The 22,445-nt window shown below is 70.5% G+C and carries 21 protein-coding genes, 1 tRNA gene, 1 pseudogene and 1 riboswitch; of the genes and pseudogenes, 14 read left to right on the top strand and 9 right to left on the bottom strand.

Going from position 1 to position 22,445, the window contains the following annotated elements; all coding sequences use genetic code 11:
- Positions 1-427: 427 nt before the first annotated feature.
- Positions 428-2,533, bottom strand: a complete 2,106-nt coding sequence (locus tag FHX45_RS08045) for a RecQ family ATP-dependent DNA helicase (RefSeq protein WP_167098154.1) — start codon at positions 2,531-2,533, stop codon at positions 428-430.
- Positions 2,534-2,797: 264 nt separating this feature from the next.
- Here FHX45_RS08045 and nadD point away from each other — a divergent pair, with 264 nt between their 5' ends.
- The 7 genes from nadD to FHX45_RS08010 all read left to right on the top strand — a co-directional run bounded on the left by nadD (position 2,798) and on the right by FHX45_RS08010 (position 9,340).
- The gene (gene nadD / locus FHX45_RS08040) at positions 2,798-3,391 is read left to right on the top strand and encodes a nicotinate-nucleotide adenylyltransferase (protein ID WP_167098152.1); all 594 of its coding nucleotides are present in this window, start codon (positions 2,798-2,800) and stop codon (positions 3,389-3,391) included.
- Positions 3,392-3,461: 70 nt separating this feature from the next.
- Positions 3,462-3,851, top strand: a complete 390-nt coding sequence (gene rsfS, locus FHX45_RS08035) for a ribosome silencing factor (RefSeq protein WP_167098150.1) — start codon at positions 3,462-3,464, stop codon at positions 3,849-3,851.
- The gene (locus tag FHX45_RS08030; RefSeq protein WP_167098148.1) at positions 3,848-4,459 is read left to right on the top strand and encodes a histidine phosphatase family protein; all 612 of its coding nucleotides are present in this window, start codon (positions 3,848-3,850) and stop codon (positions 4,457-4,459) included. Before rsfS ends, FHX45_RS08030 begins: the two co-directional genes overlap by 4 nt.
- Position 4,460: 1 nt before the next feature.
- The gene (octT, locus tag FHX45_RS08025; protein ID WP_167098146.1) at positions 4,461-5,195 is read left to right on the top strand and encodes a diglucosylglycerate octanoyltransferase; all 735 of its coding nucleotides are present in this window, start codon (positions 4,461-4,463) and stop codon (positions 5,193-5,195) included.
- A gap of 10 nt (positions 5,196-5,205) precedes the next feature.
- Positions 5,206-6,060 carry a DegV family protein gene (locus FHX45_RS08020; protein WP_167098144.1) on the top strand — a complete coding sequence of 285 codons (855 nt, stop codon included), beginning with the start codon at positions 5,206-5,208 and terminating at the stop codon, positions 6,058-6,060.
- A 182-nt stretch (positions 6,061-6,242) separates the two neighbouring features.
- Positions 6,243-6,992, top strand: a complete 750-nt coding sequence (locus FHX45_RS08015) for a helix-hairpin-helix domain-containing protein (RefSeq protein ID WP_167098141.1) — start codon at positions 6,243-6,245, stop codon at positions 6,990-6,992.
- On the top strand, positions 6,989-9,340 hold the full coding sequence (locus FHX45_RS08010) for a ComEC/Rec2 family competence protein (protein WP_167098138.1): 2,352 nt from the start codon (positions 6,989-6,991) through the stop codon (positions 9,338-9,340). Before FHX45_RS08015 ends, FHX45_RS08010 begins: the two co-directional genes overlap by 4 nt.
- 12 nt (positions 9,341-9,352) lie before the next feature.
- On the opposite strand, the gene thrC is transcribed toward FHX45_RS08010, so the two are convergent.
- The gene (thrC, locus tag FHX45_RS08005; RefSeq protein ID WP_167098135.1) at positions 9,353-10,618 is read right to left on the bottom strand and encodes a threonine synthase; all 1,266 of its coding nucleotides are present in this window, start codon (positions 10,616-10,618) and stop codon (positions 9,353-9,355) included.
- A gap of 13 nt (positions 10,619-10,631) precedes the next feature.
- A riboswitch (SAM riboswitch) is annotated at positions 10,632-10,764 on the bottom strand.
- 136 nt (positions 10,765-10,900) lie between these two features.
- On the opposite strand from thrC, the gene holA reads away from it, so the two are divergent.
- Positions 10,901-11,881: a DNA polymerase III subunit delta gene (holA, locus tag FHX45_RS08000; protein ID WP_167098132.1), complete on the top strand. Its 981-nt coding sequence runs from the start codon at positions 10,901-10,903 to the stop codon at positions 11,879-11,881.
- 531 nt (positions 11,882-12,412) lie between these two features.
- On the opposite strand, the gene rpsT is transcribed toward holA, so the two are convergent.
- Positions 12,413-12,673, bottom strand: coding sequence for a 30S ribosomal protein S20 (gene rpsT / locus FHX45_RS07995; RefSeq protein WP_167098129.1), 261 nt, complete (start codon positions 12,671-12,673; stop codon positions 12,413-12,415).
- Between the two features lie 153 nt (positions 12,674-12,826).
- Here rpsT and FHX45_RS07990 point away from each other — a divergent pair, with 153 nt between their 5' ends.
- Both FHX45_RS07990 and FHX45_RS07985 read left to right on the top strand, forming a co-directional pair.
- Positions 12,827-13,690, top strand: a complete 864-nt coding sequence (locus tag FHX45_RS07990) for an EamA family transporter (protein ID WP_167098126.1) — start codon at positions 12,827-12,829, stop codon at positions 13,688-13,690.
- 22 nt (positions 13,691-13,712) lie between these two features.
- Entirely contained in the window at positions 13,713-14,093 is a 381-nt protein-coding gene (locus FHX45_RS07985; protein ID WP_167098123.1) for a VOC family protein, read from the top strand.
- A gap of 239 nt (positions 14,094-14,332) precedes the next feature.
- On the opposite strand, the gene FHX45_RS07980 is transcribed toward FHX45_RS07985, so the two are convergent.
- Entirely contained in the window at positions 14,333-14,932 is a 600-nt protein-coding gene (locus FHX45_RS07980; protein WP_167098120.1) for a class I SAM-dependent methyltransferase, read from the bottom strand.
- Between the two features lie 102 nt (positions 14,933-15,034).
- Between FHX45_RS07980 and lepA the strand changes: the two genes are divergently transcribed.
- Positions 15,035-16,885, top strand: coding sequence for a translation elongation factor 4 (gene lepA / locus FHX45_RS07975; RefSeq protein ID WP_167098117.1), 1,851 nt, complete (start codon positions 15,035-15,037; stop codon positions 16,883-16,885).
- Between the two features lie 6 nt (positions 16,886-16,891).
- Here lepA and FHX45_RS07970 read toward each other — a convergent pair whose 3' ends face one another.
- Positions 16,892-17,335 (bottom strand): pyridoxamine 5'-phosphate oxidase family protein, encoded by a 444-nt coding sequence (locus FHX45_RS07970; RefSeq protein ID WP_167098115.1) that lies wholly within the window; start codon positions 17,333-17,335, stop codon positions 16,892-16,894.
- A gap of 57 nt (positions 17,336-17,392) precedes the next feature.
- Here FHX45_RS07970 and FHX45_RS07965 point away from each other — a divergent pair, with 57 nt between their 5' ends.
- Both FHX45_RS07965 and FHX45_RS07960 read left to right on the top strand, forming a co-directional pair.
- Positions 17,393-18,445 (top strand): nitronate monooxygenase, encoded by a 1,053-nt coding sequence (locus FHX45_RS07965; RefSeq protein WP_167098112.1) that lies wholly within the window; start codon positions 17,393-17,395, stop codon positions 18,443-18,445.
- A 44-nt stretch (positions 18,446-18,489) separates the two neighbouring features.
- Positions 18,490-18,561 (top strand) — tRNA-Val (locus tag FHX45_RS07960).
- Between the two features lie 17 nt (positions 18,562-18,578).
- On the opposite strand, the gene FHX45_RS28720 is transcribed toward FHX45_RS07960, so the two are convergent.
- The 4 genes and pseudogenes from FHX45_RS28720 to FHX45_RS28715 all read right to left on the bottom strand — a co-directional run.
- Positions 18,579-19,064 carry a tyrosine-type recombinase/integrase gene (locus tag FHX45_RS28720; RefSeq protein WP_424923832.1) on the bottom strand — a complete coding sequence of 162 codons (486 nt, stop codon included), beginning with the start codon at positions 19,062-19,064 and terminating at the stop codon, positions 18,579-18,581.
- A gap of 700 nt (positions 19,065-19,764) precedes the next feature.
- Complete coding sequence (locus tag FHX45_RS07950; protein ID WP_167098109.1) at positions 19,765-20,358, bottom strand: hypothetical protein; 594 nt, start codon at positions 20,356-20,358, stop codon at positions 19,765-19,767.
- A complete protein-coding gene (locus FHX45_RS27980) occupies positions 20,315-20,698 on the bottom strand; it encodes a hypothetical protein (RefSeq protein WP_243868956.1) in 384 nt (127 codons plus the stop codon). Before FHX45_RS27980 ends, FHX45_RS07950 begins: the two co-directional genes overlap by 44 nt.
- A 378-nt stretch (positions 20,699-21,076) precedes the next feature.
- Positions 21,077-21,157, bottom strand: a pseudogene (locus FHX45_RS28715) (ATP-binding cassette domain-containing protein); the annotation flags it as partial.
- Between the two features lie 867 nt (positions 21,158-22,024).
- Between FHX45_RS28715 and FHX45_RS07940 the strand changes: the two are divergent.
- Entirely contained in the window at positions 22,025-22,225 is a 201-nt protein-coding gene (locus FHX45_RS07940; protein ID WP_167098102.1) for a hypothetical protein, read from the top strand.
- Positions 22,226-22,445: the final 220 nt, after the last annotated feature.

Below are 22,445 nucleotides of genomic sequence, written 5' to 3'. Positions count from 1 at the left end.
CCGCCAGCGCCGGGCCCTGAGCCGCTGGGCCCTGAGCCGCCACGCCCGGAGCCGCCGCGCCGCCGCGCCGCTGCGCCGCTGAGCCGCCGCGCCGCTGAGCCGCCGGGCGTTGAGCCGCCGGGCGTTGAGCCGTCGCGCCGCCGCGCCGCTGAGGCGCAGCACCCGCTGAGCCGCCGGGCCGCTGAGCCGCCGGGCCGCTGGGCCGTCGCGCCGCTGAGGCGCAGCACCCGCTGAGACTGCTGAGACCGCTGAGCTGCCGGGTCGCCGTGGCGCGCCGGGGCCATGCCTGCCCGTCCGCGGTCCGCTGCGGCCATCACCGCCGTCTGTCAGGTGCAAGCCACGCCGCCCGCATCCCTCCTACCGATCCATCACCCCGTTCCTCCCACCTTGCGCAGCGCCGAACGTCATCATCAGCCGATAGATCCCCTTAGTTCGTACTCGCCAGGGCGAAGGGCAGCACCGCTGGTGCACCGGCCTGACGCAGCAGCCGGGCAGCCAGCGTCATGGTCCAGCCCGTGTCCACGAGATCGTCCACAAGCAACACCGGACCGTCCACGCCGGAAAGCGTCGCGATGAGATCACCCGGTATGGCAAGCGATTGCCACAGGTCGGCCACCCGCTGAGCGCTGTTGGCGCGGCGGGGCCGCCCGCCACGGCTCTCCATCGCTCCGAGGAAGTGCAGCCGCCCGACCCGGGCCAGCTTGGTGGCGAGGTCGTGCACCAGTCGCGGTCGTGTCGCCGACGGCAGTGCCACCACGGCCGTCGGGCGCTGCTGCCAGTCCCAGGCCGCCAGGACCTGCACGCATGCCTGGAACACCGCTTCGGGTACCTCACCGTCGGCGGCGCGCTCGCCGACCAGCTCACGCAGCCGGCTGCCCCAGCCGACGTCGGTCAGCCGCCCGAGCGTGCGGCCCGGCTCGGCGAGCTCGCCCTTCCCGATCCGCCCGGACAGCGGTACGTCGAGCGAGGCCATGCCGGTTGGCCACTGCCGGCGTGGACTCACCTCGACCCCGGGCCGTCGGAGTCGCTCGTCGGTCTTCTCGACCGCTTCCGCCGACACGGTGATGTCCTGGTGGAGACCCGTGCAGTTGTCGCATCGGCCGCACGGCTCCGCGTAGGGGTCGTCGAGCTGTCGGCGCAGGAACTCCATGCGGCACGAGGTGGTGGACTGGTACTCCAGCATCGCCCGCTGCTCGGCCTGCCGTGCCTGGGCAACGCGCTCGTAGCGCTCGCGCTCGTAGTGCCAGTCCTGCCCGGTCGCCTCCCAGCCGCCCTTGACGCGGCGCACCGCACCGTCCACATCCAGCACCTTCAGCACCATCTCCAGTCGCGACCGGGACAGCTCGACCATCGGTTCGAGCGCCGCCGTCGACAATGGACGGTCGGCGTAGGCGAGGGCGTTGAGCACCTGCGTGACGCGCTGCTCGTCGGGGAAGGCCAGCGATCCGAAGTACCGCCAGATCTCGGCGTCCTCCGCGCCGGGCAGGAGGATCACCTCCGCCCTGCGCACACCGCGGCCGGCGCGTCCGACCTGCTGGTAGTAGGCGATCGGCGAGGACGGCGCGCCGACGTGCACGACGAACCCGAGGTCGGGCTTGTCGAACCCCATTCCCAGGGCCGAGGTCGCCACCAGCGCCTTGACCCGGTTGGCGAGCAGATCGTCCTCGGCCGCCTCCCGCTCGGCCGGCTCGGTCTTGCCCGTGTAGGCCGTGACCGGAAACCCGCGCTCCCGCAGCATCTCCGCGATGTCGTGTGCCGCGGCGACGGTCAACGTGTAGATGATGCCGGACCCGGGCAGCTCGCCGAGGCGGTCCGCGAGCCAGGCGAGCCGGGCCTGTGGCGTGGGCAGTTCGGCCACCGACAGGTGCAGGCTTTCCCGGTCCAGCGGCCCGCGCAGGACCAGCGTGTCGCCACCCCGGCCGAGCCCGAGCTGCTCGGCGACGTCGGTGACCACCCGGTCGTTGGCCGTCGCGGTGGTCGCCAGCACCGGGACACCTTCGGGCAACCCGGTGAGCAGTGTCCGCAGGCGCCGGTAGTCCGGCCGGAAGTCGTGCCCCCAGTCGGAGATGCAGTGCGCCTCGTCGACCACCAGCAGGCCGGCCGTGGCGGTCAGCTTGGGCAGCACGCTGTCGCGAAAGTCCGGGTTGTTCAGCCGCTCCGGGCTGACCAGCAGCACGTCGATCTCACCGGCGGTGATGCGCGCCTGCACGTCGTCCCACTCCTGCGGGTTCGCCGAGTTCATCGTCGCCGCGTGGATGCCGGCGCGCCCGGCGGCCGCGATCTGGTTGCGCATCAAGGCCAGCAGCGGCGAGATGATGACCGTCGGGCCGGCTCCGCGCTCGCGCAGCAGTGCGGTGGCGAGGAAGTACACGGCCGACTTGCCCCACCCGGTGCGCTGCACGACGAGGGCGCGCCTGTGGTGGGCGACCAGCGCCTCGATCGCGGTCCACTGGTCGTCGCGCAGGGTCGCGCCGCTGCCGGCCAATGCCTGGAGCAGCGTTTCGGCTCGTTCGCGCAGGAGGTGAAGGTCCACGGGTCCACGTCTACCCGATGGCGCCGACGAAACCGAGCCGAGCGCCGCACGAGTGGACCAGTCGTCGAGTAATGTGATGCACGACACAGCAAATGGTCGCATCAGGACGGCTCGACGGCGAGGTTTCCCCCGCGTCGGGGTTCACTTGCGGGTTCGCCGGCGCCTCCGGAGGTTCCCCTCGAACCCCCGGCGGAGCGAGGCGCGCGGGTGCTGTTACCGGGGAGCGGGGCAGTACCCGCGCACTCGCGCTTCTACGATCCAGTCATGTCACCACGCCGAATCGGGGTCATGGGCGGTACTTTCGACCCCGTCCACCACGGCCACCTCGTCGCGGCCAGTGAGGTGCAGTCCCGGTTCGACCTCGACGAAGTGATCTTCGTGCCGACGGGCCAGCCGTGGCAGAAGTCCAGCAGGGAAGTCACCCGTGCCGAGGACCGCTACCTCATGACGGTCATCGCCACCGCCTCCAACCCGGTCTTCTCGGTGAGCAGGGTGGACATCGACCGCGGCGGCGAGACCTACACCGTCGACACCCTGCGGGACCTCAAAGCCGAGTACCCCGAGGACGAGCTGTTCTTCATCACCGGCGCGGACGCCCTGGAACAGATCCTGACCTGGCACAACGCCGACGAGCTGTTCACCCTGGCGCACTTCATCGGCGTCACCCGCCCCGGCTACCGGCTCAACGACCACCACCTCCCCAGCGGCAAGGTGAGCCTCGTGGAGGTGACCGCGATGGCCATCTCGTCGACGACCTGCCGGGAGCGGGTCGAGCGCGACGAACCGATCTGGTACCTGGTGCCCGACGGCGTGGTCCGGTACATCGACAAGCGCGGGCTGTACCGCAAGCCCGCCTGAGCCACCGGGCCGTCGGTGGCGGCAGGTACCCTCGGTGAACCGACTGGTCACAGGATGAGGGAGCACAGGAGTGGCAGCGACGTCCCAGGCACGAGACATCGCGACCGTGGCGGCTTACGCCGCCGCGGACAAGAAGGCCACCGACGTGGTGGTGCTGGACGTCTCCGAACAGCTGGTGATCACCGACGTGTTCGTCATCGCCTCGGCGCCCAACGAGCGCCAGGTGGGCGCCATCGTCGACAACGTCGAGGAGAAGCTGCGCGAGGCGGGGTACAAGCCGGTCCGCCGTGAGGGCGCCCGCGAGGGCCGCTGGGTGCTGCTCGACTTCGTGGACGTCGTGGTGCACGTCCAGCACGACGAGGAGCGCTCCTTCTACGGCATCGAGCGGCTCTGGAAGGACTGCCCGCGGATCGAGATCGACGGACTGGCCGAGGCCGTCGAGGCGGGGGACGCCTCGTGAGTTTGCGTCGCCTCGTGCTGTGGCGCCACGGGGAGACCGACTACAACGCGGCGGGCCGCATGCAGGGCCACCTGGACTCGGCGCTGACCGAGGTGGGCTGGAACCAAGCCCGGTTCGCCGCGCCCGCGCTGGCGCGGTTCGAGCCCGACCTCGTCATCTCGTCGGACCTGCACCGCGCCATGGACACCGCGACCGTGCTCACCGAGGCGATCGGGGTGCCGTTGCGGATCGACAAGCGACTGCGGGAAACCCATCTGGGTGACTGGCAGGGGCTGACCGGCGATGAGGTCGACCAGGGGTGGCCCGGCGACCGCGCGCTCTGGCGCCTCGATGCGACCTGGGCCCCGCCCGGCGGGGAGTCCCGGGTGGACGTGGCGGAGCGCGCGGCGGAGGTGGTCGGCGACCTGCTGGCCGATGCGGCTGCGGGTGAGACGGTGCTGCTGGCCGCGCACGGCGGGCTGATCACGGCCCTGACCGGCAAACTGCTGGCACTGCCCGTGGAGGCGTGGCCCCAGCTGGGTGGCATCGGCAACTGCCACTGGGTCGAGCTGGGCCTGCGTGACGGGCGCTGGCGGCTGTACGCCTACAACGCCGGAATGCTCGGCTGAGATGCCGAGGCTGCTGGTCTTCGGGGACTCGCTGAGTTTCCAGGGCCCGGAGAGTCCGTGCGCGGCCGACGAGCCGCGGTTGTGGCCGAACGTCGCTGCCGCGGCGCTCGGCGGCACCGCGGACCTCGTCGCGTCCGCGGGCTGGACCGCGCGCGACGCGTGGTGGGCGATGATCGGCGACCCGCGGGTGTGGGCCGACCTGAAACACGCCGACGTCGTGGTGCTGGCCGTCGGGAGCATGGACACGCTGCCGTCGCCGCTGCCGACCTATCTGCGGGGCGGGCTGCGGTACCTGCGGCCGGCCGGTCTCCGTCGCAGGGTCCGGAGCGCGTATCTGGCGGCTCAGCCGCGGCTGGCGGTCGCGTTGCGCGGACGGCCGCGGGTGCTGCCGGCCAAGCTGACGGTGCACTACCTCGATCGGGCGGTGTACGCGTTGCGGATCCTGCGGCCGGAGCTGCCGATCGTCGCCGTCCTGCCGAGCGTGCACCGGGCGTCGTCCTACGGCAACGTGCACACCGGGCGCGCGGAGACCGCTGCGGCCATCGCGTCCTGGTCACGGCGGGTGGAGGTGCCGGTGCTGAACCTCGCCGAAGTGGTGGGGGAGCACGTCCTGAGCGGTCGCGGGAACCCCGACGGCATGCACTGGGGCTGGGAGGGGCACGCACTGGTGGGCAAGGCGATGGCCGCGTTGGTCGCGCCGCTCCTGGCTCCCGTCGAGCCGCCGGCCGGCACGTAGGCTGACGGTCGTGCCGGTCGCCGTCATCACGGATTCCACCGCCCATCTGCCCGAGGGCTTCGCCGACCGCTACGCGCTGCGCGTCGTCCCGCTGCACGTCCTGATCGACGGTGTCGCGGCCCTGGACGGCGTGGAGGTGGGGCCGGCGGCGCTCGCGGAGGCGCTCAGCCAGCGCCGGATCGTCACGACGTCCCGGCCGACCCCGAGCGCGTTCGCCGCGGTGTTCCGGGAAGCGCTGGAGGCGGGCGCTGATTCGGTGGTGTCGATCCACCTGTCGAGCGAAATCTCGGGCACCTGGGAGTCGGCTGTCCTGGCAGCGCAGGAGGTGGGGCCGGACCTGGTCCGCGTGGTCGACTCCCGCGGGACGGCGATGGGCCTGGGGTTCGCGGCGCTGCACGCGGCGCGGGCGGCGTCGGCCGGGGCGTCAGCGGCGGAGGTCGAAGCGGCGGCGACGGCGGCGGTGCACTGCTCGGAGACGCTCTTCGTGGTCGAGACGCTGGAGTACCTGCGTCGCGGGGGGCGCATCGGCGCCGCGGCCGCCCTGCTGGGTACCGCACTGGCCATGAAACCGGTGCTGCACCTGGACGACGGGCGGATCAAGCCGCTGGAGAAGGTGCGGACGATGAACCGCGCCATGGCGCGCCTGGTGGAACTGGCCGAACAGGCGGCCGGCGGGGAGCCGGTGGAGGTGGCTGTGCACCACCTCGCCTCCCCGCAGCGCGCGGTGGAACTGGCCAACCGCCTGGAGGAACGGCTGAACGTCGTGGACGGCTGCGTGGTGTCCGAACTCGGCGCGGTTGTCGGTGCGCACACCGGCCCCGGCGTGCTCGGTGTCGTGGTGCAACGGAACCCGCTCGGTCGCTGAATTTCCCTTGCAGCGCGAGGGTTCCCGCAGCCGCGCCCGAAACCTTTCACCCTGCCACATCGCGCCGACAGGATGCGGTGCCACCGCGGCAGAACGCGGCACTTGTCCACAGACCCCCACTTGTCCACAGCCCCCACGATTCCCGCTTCTCCCGTCTCCCCGCTCCCCCTAGCGTCGAATGCGTGTTCGAACGATCAGGCCCGGAATCGCCGGGCGTTCCCGTCAACCGCCGGCTCGAGCAGCTCGCCGGTCAGGCCGCCGACCGTGACACCGGGCCACCAGGCGCGGTCGGGCGGCTGGTCGAGCGCTGGGTGCCGGCCGCGCTGACCGGCAGCCCGCATCGCCGTCGCCTCACCACGGTCCTCCTCGCCGTGGTCGCGGTCCTGGTCCTCGTCGGCACCTCGATCGTGCTCCTCGGCGGCAGCCCGTCCGTCGAACGCGCGCCGGTGTTGCCCGCGGCGCCGGACCGGCCCGCACCGGTCTCGGCGTCCGCCAGCCGGGTGGCCGACAGCTCGTTGGTGATCAGCGTGGTCGGCAAGGTGCGCACTCCCGGTCTGGTCACCGTGCCCGGCGGTGCACGCGTCGCGGACGCGGTTCGGGCCGCCGGTGGTGCGACCGAGGGTGCCGACGTCTCGGCGCTGAACCTCGCCCGCAAGCTCACCGACGGCGAGCAGATCTACGTCGGAGTCCCGCCGCCGCCCGGCGCGCAGCAGCCGGCCGCGGCGGGAGGCACGCCGGCTCTCGTCGACCTGAACACGGCGACCGCGGAGCAACTCGACGCGCTGCCCGGCGTCGGCGAGGTCACCGCCCAACGCATCGTCGACTGGCGTACCAAGCACGGGGCGTTCCGGTCGGTCGACCAGTTGCGTGAGGTCGAAGGCATCGGCGAGACACGGCTGTCCCGCCTCCGGGACCAGGTGACGGTCTCGTGATCGCCGAATCCGCGGTCCGGCACGACTTCCGGCTGGTCCCGGCGGCCGTGGCGCTGTGGCTCGGAGCGTTGCTCGGGCTGTTGTGGACGTGGTGGGCCGCCCTCGCTTGCGGTGTCGCGGCCGTGCTGGTCTCCGGGGCGCTCCTGGCCAAGCTGCGCCCGGCCGCGTCACCCTGGTGGTCGGGCGGCGTGGCGTTGCTCGTGGCCGGTCTCCTGCTGGTGGGGCCGCTGAGCTTGCGCCTGAACCGGGCGGAGCACGATCCGTTGCGCGGGCTCGCGGAGCACGGCACCGAGGTGACCCTGCGAGTGCTGATCAGGGAACGTCCCGCGCCGATCCGCTCGGCCGGATACGCCGACCAGCAGGCGGGACCACGGTCAGCGGTCGTCGCGGCCGAAGTTCTGCACGCGGAACGTGGTGCTCAACCGGTGGTGTCGGTGGGCCGGGTGGCGCTCCTCGCGCCTTTCGACTCCTGGCGTCAGGTCCTCCCCGGCCAGGAGATCACCGCACGTGGGGAACTCGCTCCTCCACGCGACGCGGACCTGACGGTCGCCGCGGTCTACGTCCGCGGGCCGCCTTCCGGTCCGACGGAGGCACCGTGGTGGCAGCGGGGCGCGGAGGCGATGCGGGAAGCTCTCCGGCGAGCCTGCCACGTGCTGCCGGAGGAGCAGGCGGGGTTGGTGCCGGGGCTGGTCGTCGGCGACACGAGCGGGTTGTCCGAACGACTCGACCGGGAGTTCACCGACGCCGGGCTGACCCACCTGATGGCGGTCAGCGGGTCGAATGTCGCGATCGTCTGCGGCGCTGTCCTGCTGCTGTTGCGGCTGCTGCGGGCCGGGCCACGGCTGTCGGCCGGATTGGCCGGAGTGGCTCTTGCCGGGTTCGTCGTCCTGGCGGGTGGGGAGCCGAGCGTCCTGCGTGCCGCGGTAATGGGCGCGATCGCGCTCCTGGCACTGGCGCTGGGTCGGGAGCGGTCGGTCGTGCCGGCGCTGGCCGCGGCCACGGGGGCGCTCGTGGCCTGGGATCCGGCGATGGCCGTGAGTTTCGGCTTCGCGTTGTCGGTGATCGCGACGGCCGGGCTCGTGCTGCTGGCGCCGTGGTGGGCGGAAGTCCTCCAGCGCCGGGGAGTTCCGCCGGGCGTCGCCGAAGGGCTCGCGATCCCGGCGGCGGCGTTCGTGGTGACCGCGCCGGTGGTGGCCGGCATGGCCGGGCAGCTGAGCGTGGTCAGTGTGGCGGCGAACGTGCTCGCCGCGCCCGTGGTCGCTCCCGCGACCGTGTTCGGGGTGCTCGCGACGGTCGCCGCCGTCGTGTGGCCCTCCGGCGGTGAGGTGGTTGCGCGTCTGGCGGGTCCGGAGGCGGGATGGCTGATCGTCGTCGCGCGTCGGGCGTCGGAGGTGCCCGGAGCGGTATTGCCGTGGCCCGGCGGCTGGTGGGGCGGCTTGCTGGCCTTGGTGGTCGCGACCGCTGTGGTGCTGGCCCTGCGTAGGCGGGGCCTGCGGGTGCTGCTGGCGTTGATCCTGGTCGGCGCGCTGCTCATCGTCGTGCCGGGCAAGGTCATCGCACCCGGGTGGCCGCCGGCGCGCTGGACGGTCGTCGCGTGTGACGTCGGTCAGGGGGACGCGCTCGTGCTGGCTACCGGGGAACCGGGACGAGCGGTCGTGGTGGACGCCGGTCCGGAACCGGGCCCGGTGGACCGGTGCCTGGACCGGCTCGGGATCGAGCGGGTGCCGCTGGTGATGTTGAGCCACCTGCACGCCGACCACATCGGCGGGCTGGACTCGGTGTTCGAGGGCCGAACGGTGGGGGCGGTCGCGGTCGGGCCCGGCCGGCAGCCGGACTGGGCGTGGCGGCAAGTCGGCCAGATCGCGATGCGCCACCGTGTCCCCCTGCTCGAACTGGAACCGGGACGGCGGCTGGAGTGGCCCGCGCTGACCCTGGAGGTACTGGGGCCCGGATACGTGTCCGAAGAGGAGGACGACGACGGAACACAGATCAACAACGGCTCGGTCGTACTGCGCGCGGGCACACCGGCGGGCCGTGTGCTGCTGACAGGTGACGTGGAATTGGCCGCACAGGCCGACCTGCTCGCCTCGGGCGCGGACTTGCGCGCCGACGTCATCAAGGTCCCGCACCACGGCAGCAGGTTTTCACTGCCGCAGTTCCTCGCCGCGGTGTCCGCGCGGCTGGCGCTGGTCAGCGTGGGTTCGGGCAACCGCTACGGCCACCCGAACCGCACGACACTCGACACCCTGACCGCGGACGGCGCGCTCGTCGCCCGTACGGACACCGACGGCGACACCGCGGTGATCCCCGATCAGTCCGGCCCCGCCGTGGTGCGCCGGGGAAAGTGAGGTGAACCGTGATCAGAGACCGAGAGCCTCGTGCACGGCCGCCGCCGACGGCGGGACCGTCGCCTTCGGCCCGACCTCGTTCTCGATCGCGTCCAGGGTCTTCAGGCCATCGCCGGTAATCAGGAGGACGGTCTCGGCGTCCGGGTCGATCTTGCCGGCCTCGATGAGCTTCTTCGCCGTCGCGACGGTGACCCCACCGGCGGTCTCGGTGAAGATGCCCTCGGTGCGGGCCAGCAGGCGGATGCCCTCGACGACCTCGGCGTCGGTCACGTCCTCGATCGCGCCGCCGGTGCGGCGGACCGTGTCGAGCACGTAGGGGCCGTCGGCCGGGTTGCCGATCGCCAGGGAGCGGGCGATGGTGTCCGGCTTCACCGGCTGGACCACGTCGTGACCGTTGCGGAAGGCCGTGGAGACCGGCGAGCAGCCGGCCGCCTGGGCACCGAAAACCTTGTACGGGGTGTCGTCGACCAGGCCGAGCTTGGCGAACTCGCGGAAACCCTTGTCCACCTTGGTCAGCTGCGAGCCCGAGGCGATCGGCACGACGATCTGCTGCGGGATCCGCCAGCCGAGCTGCTCGGCGACCTCGTAGGCCAGCGTCTTCGAGCCCTCGGAGTAGTAGGGGCGCACGTTGACGTTCACGAACGCCCAGTTCTCGTGCTCGGCAGCGAGCTCGGTGGCCAGGCGGTTGACGTCGTCGTAGTTGCCGTCGACCGCGACGAGGTTGCCGTCGTAAACCGCGGTGGTCAGGACCTTCGCGCGCTCGAGCGAGGACGGGATCAGCACGACGGACTGCCATCCGGCGCGGGCCGCGGCCGCGGCGACAGCGTTGGCCAGGTTGCCGGTGGACGGGCAGGCCAGGGTGTCGAACCCGAACTCGCGGGCGGCGGCGAGGGCGACGGCGACGACCCGGTCCTTGAACGAGTGGGTGGGGTTGCCGGTGTCGTCCTTGACCCAGAGGCTCTTCACGCCGAGAGCCTTCGCGAGCCGGTCGGCCTTCACCAGCCTGGTACAGCCCGGCTCGGTGTTCGGGATCTCCTCGACGTTCGAGGGCACCGGGAGCAGCTTCTTGTAGCGCCAGATGTTGCGCGGGCCGGCCTGGATGTCCTCGCGGCGCACACGGCCGAAGTCGTAGGCAACCTCGAGCGGCGAGAAGTCCTCGGCGGAGACGAACTCCGGGGCGAGCGGCTGGCGGTGGCCCTCTTCCTTGGAGACCAGTTCCACGGCCGGGCCGAGGTCGACGGTGCGGCGGGTGGTGGTCGAATCGAGGGCTGCGGTCATCGCGAGGTTCCTTTCCTCATCTGTCCCGCTGACGCGGGCCGGAATTGGCACCGTGATCGCCAGCTACCTCGCGGAATCGAGATGACAGGCTGACGCCGGTTGCCGGGGCTTCGTCGGGCCGTTCCCTCTGCCCCTCTGGATGAGCGGTATTCGGTTGTGGTGGCTGTCGCCCTCGGGCGATGCCTGGATCACAACATACGGCACGCCGCTCCGGCCACGCCATGCCCCTGCGGGTTTCATCACGCTCCGGAGCTGTCGGTGGCTCGTGGCAGGATTCGGGACGTGACCGCGTCGGCAACCACGTCCGCCCCCCTGCAGCTCGTCCTCGGCGAGGAGGAGCTGCTCGTCGAGCGAGCCGTCCGGAACGTGCTGGAGCAGGCCCGCCGGGACGACCCGACGGCCGAGCTGACGAAGGTCCGCGCGCCCGACGTGACGCCACCCGCCCTGGCCGAGCTGGTCAGCCCGTCGCTGTTCAGCGAAGGCCGGGTGATCGTGCTCGACGGTGCGCAGGACATCGGTCAGGAACTGGCCGACGCGGTGCTCGCGTACGCGAAAATGCCGGCCGACGGGGTCGTCCTCGTCGTCGTCCACACCGGCGGCGGCCGCAGCAAGGCCGCCAAGGCCCTGCCGGCGGCCCTGCGCAAGGCGGGAGCCGAGGTCACCGAGTGCCCGAAAATCACCCGGCCGGCGGACCGGGAGTCGTTCGTCCGCAACGAGGTCCGGCAGGCCGGGGGCAAGATCGACCCCGCGGGTGTCGCGGCCCTGATCGATGCCGTGGGGTCGGACCTGCGCGAGCTGGCCGCGGCCGCGTCGCAGCTGGTGGCGGACTCCGGGGGCCGGGTCGACGAGGAAGCGGTGCGCCGGTACCACCGGGGCCGGGCGGACGTGACCGGCTTCGCCGTTGCCGAGAAGGCCGTCGCGGGGGAGCGTGGCGCGGCCCTGGAGGCGATGCGGTGGGCGCTGCAGATCGGCGTCGCGCACGTCCTGATCGCCGACGCCCTCGCCGACGCGGTGCGCACCATCGCGCGAGTGTCCGCGGCAGGCCGCGGCAACCCGAACCAGATGGCCGGCGAGCTGGGCATGCCGCCGTGGAAGATCCGCAAGGCCCAGGGGCAGTCCCGCGGCTGGACGCAGGCCGGCCTCGCTGAGGCGATGGCCGTGGTGGCGCGAGTGAACGCCGAGGTCAAGGGCCAGGCCGCGGACCCCTCGTACGCCCTCGAACGGGCCGTCCTGGAACTCGCCTCGGCCCGCGACAAGCGCTGATCAGACGATCAGTGGCGCCGGGCGCTGGGGAATCAACCCCATGACCGGCCTGCGGGGCAGGTTGCTCGCGACGTGCGCTGGGGGTGCTGCGGTGCGCATCGAGGGCGGCGCTTGCGCCGGGCACTGTGGCCGGGCGTGCGGGAGCCGCTGGTGTCGTGTGCTGGGGCAGGTAGCAGGGGCGGGCCTTGCCGGGATCCGCTCGCGACGAGCGCTGGGGGCTGGCGCTGACGTGCGCCCCGGTGGGCGCTGCTCGTGTCGTGTCCAGGGAGGCCTGCCGGCGTCCTTCCCGGGGAGCCGCTGGGACCGGCGCCGGGTGGTCGCTGTGGTTGGTCTTGGCGCCGCCCGCACGGGCGCCGGAGGGCGGGGCGCTGCTGATGCAGGCAAGTCGGGCCGGCCGGCGGATCGCCGGCCGGGCGAGCGTGGGCCACGGCGGGCTCCCGGAGCTGGGCGGGCGGTGCGCCGGTGCGCGGGCGAAACGTGAACGGGGCGGGCACCCTGCCGGATGCCCGCCCCGTCACGAGGAGATCAAGCTCAGAGCTCGTTGACGCGCTTGGCCATGGCCGACTTCTTGTTCGCGGCCTGGTTCGCGTGGATGACGCCCTTGCCGGCGGCCTTGTCCAGGGCGCGAGCAGCGACCTGCTGCAGCTCGACGGCCTTGGCCTTGTCGCCCGACTCGGCGGCCTCGCGGAACTTCCGGATCGCGGTCTTCACCGAGGACTTGACCGACTGGTTGCGCTGGCGCGCCTTCTCGTTGGTCTTGATGCGCTTGATCTGGGACTTGATGTTGGCCATGAAGGCGCTCCTTCGATCTGTCGGTGGGCTTCGCTGCCGCGCTGTACCGGCCCCGGCGTGCGGGTTTCCTCCCTGGCGGAATGCCACACGGCAACGACCGTCAAGGTTAGCAGGGCGCTAGGGTGGCATTCGCACCGGTCGGACAGGAGGCACGTGAACGGCACCGCGCTGGGGTTCGTCCTCACCGCCGCCGTCGTGCACGCCGGGTGGAACCTCGCGGCCAAGCGGGTCGACGCCGGCGCCCCGTTCGTCTTCCTCTACTACACGGTCTCCGCGGTCGTGTGCGCCCCGCTCGCCGTCCTCGCGCTCGTGGTGGGAGGCACACGTCCACAGTGGACATGGTTGCCGGCTGCGCTGCTCACCGCGATCTTCCACATCGCCTACGGTGTGGTGCTGCAGCGCGGTTACCGCGTCGGTGACCTGTCCGTCGTCTACCCGCTGGCCCGGGGGAGCGGGCCGCTGCTGTCGGTGCTCGCCGCCGTCATCCTGCTCGGGGAGCGGCCGGGGTGGCTCGGGCTCGCCGGGGCGTTCCTGGTCGTGGCCGGGGTGCTGGTGATCGGGCTGGGGTCACGTTCGGCGGCGGATGCGCGGGCCCGGCGTGCCGGCGTCCTCTACGGGCTGCTCACCGGCGTCACCATCGCCGCCTACACGCTCTGGGACGACCACGCCGTCACCGCCCTCGCCGTCCCGCCACTGATCTACTTCGCGTCCGGCGCGGTGCTGCAGAGCGTGCTGCTCGCACCCACCGCCCTGCGTTCCCGCGGCGAGACCGGCGTGCTGTGGCGGGCGCACCGGCGGGAGGTCGTGCTCGTCGGGGTGCTGTCGCCGGTCGCCTACGTGCTCGTGCTCTACGCCATGCGCCTGGCCCCGGTCAGCCTGGTCGCGCCGGCCCGGGAGGTCAGCATCGTCCTGGGCGGCCTGGCCGGCTGGCTCGTGCTGCGCGAGCCGCACCCGGCGCGCCGGCTGATCGGCTCCGTGGTCGTCCTGGCCGGGATCGCCGCGATTGCGGCGTCCTGAGCGGCTGGGGTAGGCAGGAGACATGGACGTGCTGAGCAGCCGGGTGCTGATCCACCCCCGCGACCCGGAGAAGACCACGGCGTTCTATCGCGATGTGCTCGGCCTGGCGATCTACCGCACGTTCCCCGGAGGCACCGTCTTCTTCACCGGTCAGGGGTACCTGGAGGTCGTCGGCCGCGGCGAGAAGGGCACCAGTCCCGACGTCGAGCTGTGGTTCCAGGTTCGCGACCTCCAGGCCACGCTGGCCGAGCTGGCCGAGCGGGGCGTGCGGCCCGACCGCGAGGCTCGCCGCGAGCCGTGGGGCCTGGACGAGGCTCACATCTCCGACCCGGACGGGACGACGATCGTGCTGGTGGAGATCCCGCCGGATCATCCACTGCGGACGGACATCCGCCCGCAGTGACCCTCGCCGCCCACCGCGCAAGCGGCGCTGAGGACATGGGCACGGAGGCCGGAACCTCGTTCTCGGCGGGGGTGGATGTCCCTCCGTGCGGGGCGTGGGGCTCGGGCCGCCGGCTGGGGGACGAGCGGCGCGGGCTCGTGCCGCGGAGCGTCGCATGTGCGGCGGTGACCGCGGGATCCGAGGTCGCAGGACGTGTGCGGTGTGGAAGTGGTTGTCAGGCCGGGGCGGGGGCGTTGGCGCTACTCCGGGCGGCGGGCGCGGAACTGCGCTGCCAGTGGCGCGGTGAGGCCGGGGGGCTGCCACACCCAGGTCTGCAGGTCCGTGAAGCCCGCCTCGGTGAGTTCCGCCGCGAGCGCGTGCCGCGGCACGGGCAGCCACTTCTCGTGCGCGGAGAGCACCAGCCGGCCACCGGGGCGCAGCACCCGCAGCAGCTCGGCGAACCCGTCGGCGCGGTCGGGCCACAACTCGACGTTGTTCACGCTCAGCACGACGTCCACGGCGGCCGGGTCCAGGCCGGTCCGCCCGGCCGACCCGGCCGCCAGCCGCACGCGCCCCGCGGACACCTCCGCCGCGCATCGGGCCTCGGCGAGCGCTCGCATCTCCGGCGACGGGTCCACCCCGATCGCGACGCGGGCACGCTGACCGGCCAGCTGCAGCCCGACCCCCGGTCCCGGCCCCACCACCAGCACCGTCTCCGCCGCCGTGAGCCTGGCCACATCCACCACGTGGCGTTCCGTCGCGCCGTTGCCGTACGCCATCACCATCCCGCCCAGGCGGCCCAGCAGCCCCCGCGGGTGGCCGAAGGCCCGGTCGCGGATCTCTTCGATCGTTGTGCTCATACCTCCAGGTCAGCACTCGGCACCGCTCACCGGCATCGGGGATGACCCGGAAATCGGGCATGGGAACATGGAGGCGTACCCCACGACGAGCCGAGGACCCGAGTGAGCACGTTCGCCGACCAGACCTTCACGCCGCCGGAGCAGATCCGGAACTTCTGCATCATCGCGCACATCGACCACGGCAAGTCGACCCTGGCCGACCGGATGCTGCAGCTCACCGGCGTGGTCGAGGAGCGGGCCATGCGCGCGCAGTACCTCGACCGGATGGACATCGAGCGCGAGCGCGGCATCACGATCAAGGCCCAGAACGTGCGGCTGCCGTGGCGCCTCGACGGCCGCGACCACGTCCTGCACCTCATCGACACGCCCGGCCACGTGGACTTCACCTACGAGGTCTCCCGGGCCCTGGAGGCGTGCGAGGGCGCGATCCTGCTGGTCGACGCGGCCCAGGGCATCGAGGCCCAGACCCTGGCCAACCTGTACCTGGCGCTCGAGAAGGACCTGCACATCATCCCGGTCCTGAACAAGATCGACCTGCCCGCGGCCGACCCCGACAAGTACGCCGCCGAGCTGGCGCACATCATCGGCTGCGACCCGTCGGAGGTGCTGCGCGTCTCCGCGAAGACGGGCGCCGGCGTGACCGAGCTGCTCGACGAGGTCGTCCGGCAGGTGCCGCCGCCGGTGGGTGCCGCGGACGCACCGGCCCGCGCGATGATCTTCGACTCGGTCTACGACACCTACCGCGGCGTCGTCACCTACATCCGCGTCGTGGACGGCCGGATCACCCCGCGCGAGCGGATCCGGATGATGTCCACCGGCGCGACGCACGAGCTGCTCGAGGTCGGCATCATCTCGCCCGAGCCCAAGCCGAGCGCCGGCCTCGGCGTGGGCGAGGTGGGCTACCTGATCACCGGTGTGAAGGACGTCCGCCAGTCCAGGGTCGGGGACACCGTCACCTCCGAGCGCAAGGGCGCCACCGAGCCGCTGGCCGGTTACCGCGACCCGAAGCCGATGGTCTTCTCCGGTCTCTACCCGGTCGACGGCTCGGACTACCCGGAGCTGCGCGAGGCACTGGAGAAGCTTCAGCTCAACGACGCCGCCCTGACTTTCGAGCCGGAGACGTCGGTCGCGCTCGGCTTCGGGTTCCGCTGCGGCTTCCTCGGCCTGCTGCACCTGGAGATCACCCGCGACCGGCTCGAGCGCGAGTTCGGTCTGGACCTGATCGCGACCGCGCCGAACGTGGAGTACCGGGTGGTGCAGGACGACGGCACCGAGGTGCACGTCACCAACCCGTCCGACTGGCCGACCGGCGTGAAGATCGCCGAGGTGCACGAGCCGCTGTCGAAGGTCACGGTGATCGCGCCGTCGGAGTTCATCGGCGCGATCATGGAGCTGTGCCAGAGCAAGCGGGGCAACCTGCTCGGCATGGACTACCTGTCCGAGGAGCGCGTCGAGCTGCGTTACCACATCCCGCTCGCGGAGATCATCTTCGACTTCTTCGACTCGCTGAAGTCCCGCACCCGCGGATACGCCTCGCTGGACTACGAGGAGGCCGGCACGCAGGTCTCCGACCTGGTGAAGGTCGACATCCTCCTGCAGGGCGAGCCGGTGGACGCCTTCTCCGCGATCGTGCACAAGGACGCGGCCTACACCTACGGCAACAAAATGGCCGGGCGGCTGCGTGAGCTGATCCCGCGGCAGCAGTTCGAGGTGCCGATCCAGGCGGCCGTCGGCTCGCGGATCATCGCCCGCGAAACGATCCGCGCGATGCGCAAGGACGTGCTGTCCAAGTGCTACGGCGGGGACATCTCGCGCAAGCGGAAGCTGCTGGAGAAGCAGAAGGAAGGCAAGAAGCGGATGAAGAACATCGGCCGGGTCGAGGTTCCGCAGGAAGCCTTCGTGGCCGCGTTGTCCACCGACGAGCCGTCGGGGGACAAGGGCAAGAAGAAGTAGCGGCGCTCAGGCGCTGCCGGTGATCCGCTTCGCCTCGACGAGCACCGCGCACCGCCGTTCCCGCGCCATGACGCGGTCGTAGGTGTCCCAGTCGTCGTGGGTGCCGCCGGCCGCGGTGAAGATGTCGCGCAGCAGCTTCGGCAGCCCGGCCGGATCGAAGTCCGGGTCCGCATCGTCCGGGCCGAGGAGCCGGGCCGGGCCCTGCACCGCCGCCCAGCTCCAGCCGCGCCGGAACAGCACCGTCGCGGTGCCGCGAGCACGCAGCAGCTCCAGCTTCTTCGTCCCGCCCGGGGTCACGAAGGCGACGGCGGGACGCCCGGACACCGGATCGTCGAGGAAGCCGGCGTTGACCACCGAGGCGTGCACCGTGCCGTCCGGGCGTGCGACCGCCACCGTGGCCAGGCCGGTCTCCTGGGCGGCGAGCGAGCGGGCGGCGTCGAGGTTCGTCATGAGGTCAACCTAGCCGCCCTCCAGGTCACGTGCCGCCGGAAAACCTAGAGTGGGGTCATGTTCGAAGAGCTGCGCGTCCCCGTCCTCGTAGCGCCTATGGCCGGAGGTCCCACCACGCCCGAACTCGTCGCCGCGGTGGCCGACGCCGGCGGGTCCGGCTTCCTCGCCGCCGGGTACTTGAGCGCGGAGGCGCTCGGTGACCGGATCGCGAAGACCCGGGAGCTGACCGGCCGGCCGTTCGGGGTCAACCTGTTCGTGCCCGGGCGGGAATCCGAGGCGGATCTCGCGCCCTACGTGCGGCGGATCGAGGAGGAGGCCCGGCACTACGAGTCCGAGCCGGGTGAACCGCGCTGGGAGGACGACGACTACCCGGCGAAGGTCGATCTGGTGGCGGGGCTGGACATCCCGTTCGTGTCGTTCACCTTCGGGCTGCCGTCCACAGCGGACGTCCAGCGCCTGCACGAGGCCGGGTCACGGGTGATCGCGACCGTGACCACCCCGGAGGAGGCCGTGCGAGCGGCCGAGATCGGCGCCGACGCGCTGTGCGTGCAGGGTTTCGAGGCGGGCGCGCACCGGGGTCTGTTCGCGGACGACCCGGCGAACCCGGCCGGGGGAGAGGTCTACGGCCTGCTGGCGCTGCTGCGGCTCGTCGGTTCCGCGGTGGACCTGCCGCTGATCGCGGCAGGCGGGATCGTGCACGGGGCGGATGTGGCCGCGGTGCTGGCCGCCGGGGCCGACGCGGCACAGCTGGGCACCGCCTTCCTGCGCGCCGACGAAGCCGGCACGCAGCCCGCGCACCGCCGCGCCCTGGCTGAGGGCGGGCGCGTCACGGCGATCACCCGCGCCTTCAGCGGCCGCCCCGCGCGGGGCCTGGTCAACCGGTTCCTCACCGAGCATTCGCCGTATGCGCCGTCGGCCTACCCGGAGGTGCACCACCTGACGAAACCGGTGCGGGCGGCCGCGCACCGGGCTGGCGACCCGGAGGGCGTGAACCTGTGGGGCGGGCAGACCTACTCGGTCACCACAGCCGGCCCGGCGGCCGAGATCGTGGCCCGGCTCGCGATGGAGGCGAAGGCCGCGCACGACCGCGTGCACCGGCGGCTGGGGTAGCTGCACCTCGCCCGGCGAGCATCCGGTACGATTGCGGCTACACCGGGCGATTAGCTCAGGGGGAGAGCGCTTCGTTCACACCGAAGAGGTCACTGGTTCGATCCCAGTATCGCCCACCGGTTGTTTTCGCTGTTCAGACGGCCTGTCGACGATCTTCGCCGGCAGGCCGTCGGCATTTGCGGGGAGCAGATGGGGGGCACGGCGTCCCGACCACCTTCGCGAATCCGAAGAGGTCACGCCGCAGCCTGCTCCTGAGCTGGGTTTTCGTCCCAGCGCCATCCACCGTCCTGCTCCCAGCGTCGCTGCAGGCGGCCAGCATCGACTCGACCATGACGTCAGTCACGTGGGAGTACAGGTCGTCGGTGTCCTTGCGCTTGTGTCCCAGGCGCACCAGCCGGAGGATGCGCGGGACACCGTCTTCGATCAACCACGTCTCGTGGGTGTGACGTAGGTCATGGAAGTGTATTCCCTGATTGAGTGGCGTCCACCCGCGGCTCTCGTCGCCGGCCAGGGCGGGCATCCAGACGCGTCGGCGGAAGTTGGACCGGCGGTGGAGGCCGCCGTTGGCTCCGGTGAACACGAACCGTGCGTCGGGGTTGCGTTCCCGGTGGTCCCTCAGCAGGCCGGCCAGGAATGGCGGCAGGTGAATGGTGCGGACGCTGGCAGGGGTCTTCGGCGGCCCGAGTTCCAGCCGCGGTCACTGAAACGGTCACCGAGATCGACTACCTCCTGGTAGCCGTCTTCGTCGTCGGGTGCGAGGGGCACTACCTGGACTCGGGGGTCGACCATGGGCCACAGTTTGGCTCATCAGTCCCTTGCCGAGGCCAGAACGATGATCAACCACCCGGTTGGCAGAGTCGGACCGGGCGACCGTTCTGGACGCGGCGCATCGTCCAACGTCGAATGGGGAGCACCATGGGGAGCATGGTGGGAGCAGCACTGCATGCTGAACGGCGCTGAACGGACCCCAACCAGCTTGAAAGAACCCGCGTTGACCTGCAGAAGTCACAAATCTGCAGGTCAACGCGGTATTGCGTACATTCTTCACACATAAGGGTTCCTCCAAGTGTGCTCAACGCACCTCAACGGCGGCAAACCGCAGGTCAGAAGCCGTGAACCGAGCGATGGAGGTGCGTAGAGAGCACGAGCACTTAGTGCTTCGGGCGCAAACAGACGAGCCAGCCGTGGGGCTCAGCCAATTGAGCAGAGTCCGTCGATGGGGCCCAACGGGTAATTATCAGGTCGGTCCGACTTCACGCCCTGAGGTCCGCAGCCCGCCCCTCCGTTACTCCCTGCGACACACTTGCCCGCCCACCGGTTTACAAGAGCCCGACCTGCCGCAAAGAGGCTTGCACGCCGGTGACCGTTATCTTGTGTGTGTGGTCTAGAGCCAGGTAGTCGGCTTCCTGTGTTGTTGCATTCCACTGGTCGATGACGAAGACGGTCAGTTGACCGCACTGCGGGCAGGGCTCGGTGAGGAGGAACGGGCGAAGAAGACTGTAGTGACCGTAGGAATCCGTGATGTACGCACTTCCGGTTTCCAACATGTTCGGAACGTGCTCCTCAGTCGGAGAGACAATGTTGTGGTCCCCCATGAGCTCGCGGTAGGCGATTTGCGAGGTCTTGGTGAAGCTGTCCCAATGGCAGAAGTCAATGTGACGGAGGGGATAGTCGACGAGCCATTCGACGCGGCTGAGGACCTCCTCTAGTTGCTTTCGCGTCTCCATGACAGCGTCGTCCATTTCGTGGGCGGCCGGGCCTCGCCGGTGGGACTTCTGGTTGCGACGTTCGTGCAACGACCGCATGACGTTCCTCACGTCGGCATCAGCGAAGCAGCGGAACTGTGCCAGCGGCGAGTCACTCGCGACATCATGGACGGTCGTCATCGAGGACGGTGGCCAGTCGATCGGCATGTTGCTCCCCGTCGCGGCGTCGACAGGTGATCTGGAGGAACTCATGTCCGCCGAGCCCGTACTGAATAGTGTCCGGCAAACGAGATAACCGTTGCATCTCGCCTATGGCCGCCAATGCATCGTCAATTATGCTGTTGAGCAACTCGACCATTGGCTGCTTCCTAGACTGTAGTAATGCGTCTGTGGCCTCCGGCGAGTTTCGCAGGTACATGTAGTCTTCCCTGAGCACGTCCAGGCGCGCCAAGAGTTCGTCGGGGACCGCCTCGCGAAGGACAAAGGCGAAGAACCGTTCGTCAGTCCAATCTCGTGGTGTGCGCTGCTGGACCAGATGGTCGGCCATCCACTGCAACCAACGCACGTTGAACCCGAGACCGCGTAGGTGCTCCTCCCACTCCGTGTGGGAACGGGCCCAAGTCAAGCCGGTGTATGACTGAAGTGTGGCGTGTAGCCGTTGACGGAACGACAAGGCCTTTTCTGGCAAGTCTCCGTGATCGAAGGGCAAGGTGTCGAGCCCCACCGTTTCGCTCGGCTGAAACGAGTACCAGCCAATGGAGATCCCTGGGGCTGCGTCGGAATGTGAACGCACTACACGTCCCGTAATGAGCGGGATCCCTGTCTGGACGTGTCGCCATTCCAGTGCAATATGACCTATATCCTGAGTCGCGACGGACCGCACCGCAGGTGTGTCCCGTTCGGGATGCGACCGTGCGAGGACCGCTGAAATCAAGCGCAACAGAGTCGACTTCCCCGCTCCGTTCTCACCTAAGATCACCGTTGAGCGGGCAGGGCCGGTCCGCATCTCGTCGTCAGACTCAGATACCTGCCCCTCAGGCTCGGCCCCGTCGTCCCAACGCTTGGATAGGTCCATGATCACGTCGTCGAATCGTGCTCCCGATGGTCCCACTGAGCGCAACCGGACCCGCGTCAACTCATACACATCGCAATATTGTGCCACCTCGCGTCACCAATTTCACGTCACAGAAGGCTGGTGTGTCGAGCTTGACTATCAGGCGATTACGGTTGTCCTTCGAGATGATAGTAGTTCATTCGCCTGATTCGTGCCGCCGTTAGAGCCTGAGCACGTGAAGACGTCACCCCCGTCGAGTTGAGACCAGCTACACGTTCACAACGGCGACCTGAAACCAGCCAACCCCGGTGTCAACCGAAGTCTGGGCAGCCCCGCCTTCGCGCTCTTGTCGACCCTGACTGTTGACCACTTCGACTCGTGGGGTGCGGATTCGCTTCGTGATCAGCATCGGCCGGTCAAGGTGCCGCTGGTCGGGTCCGGACCAAACACCCGCTCAGCATCGTCCAGAGGTGATGTGCGTGCTCACCACCGCCGCGACGGACTACGTCCGCTCGCTCTATGGCGTTAACTAAGCGATCAACACCGACGGGATGAAGCGCACGACTGCATTGATCGCACTCAACATCGCCTACGTGCTCGCCGTTTGTGCGCAACTGCTCGTCGCGCGGTTCACCGACCGGAGCCGGCGGTGGGTGCTGATCGGTTTGGCGCTGACGCAGGTTCCGATCATCATCCCGCTGTTCCCCGCTGGGCACCGGCACCGGGTGGGCGCGCCGATCGGGTTCACAGTCGTCTTGATCTTCACGGGCGGCATGGAGGCCTCCCGAGGGGACGTGCTGACCACCCTCTTCCCGGCCGATGTTAGCTACACGGGCGCCCCTGTCTTACATCCTGGCCGAGGTGCTGGCCGGCCTGACTCCGCTGATTGCGGCGTCCATCGTGGCCGGGACCGATTCGGTGGTCTGGGTCGTCGTGCTGCTGGTCGCGTGCGCCGTCATCGCGTTCCCGACGGCCCTGGTCGGCCGGCGGCCGCAGCCGGTCCAGGTGACCGTTGACTAGTGGATCGTGTCGGAGCGAGGCCGACGGCCTTTCCCGGCCCCGGCTCCGCTTGGTGAAAGGAGGCTCGTGGTGTTGCCCGCGTTCAGGTCCGAGGAGTTCTGGCTGCCGTTCCTGCGCTGTTGAGAACGCGGTCAAGTCGGCCCTGGGCTTTGGGCCATCGGTCGGGGTACGTCACCGGGACAGATGGTGCGATATAGGGGCAGCGGCGCGCCGCTGAGCC

Origin of the sequence: Amycolatopsis granulosa (assembly GCF_011758745.1) — a bacterium.
Taxonomy (GTDB): Bacteria; Actinomycetota; Actinomycetes; order Mycobacteriales; family Pseudonocardiaceae; genus Amycolatopsis_E; species Amycolatopsis_E granulosa.
Note: the sequence above shows the minus strand (reverse complement) of the source record. Positions and strands in the feature narration are given on the sequence as shown.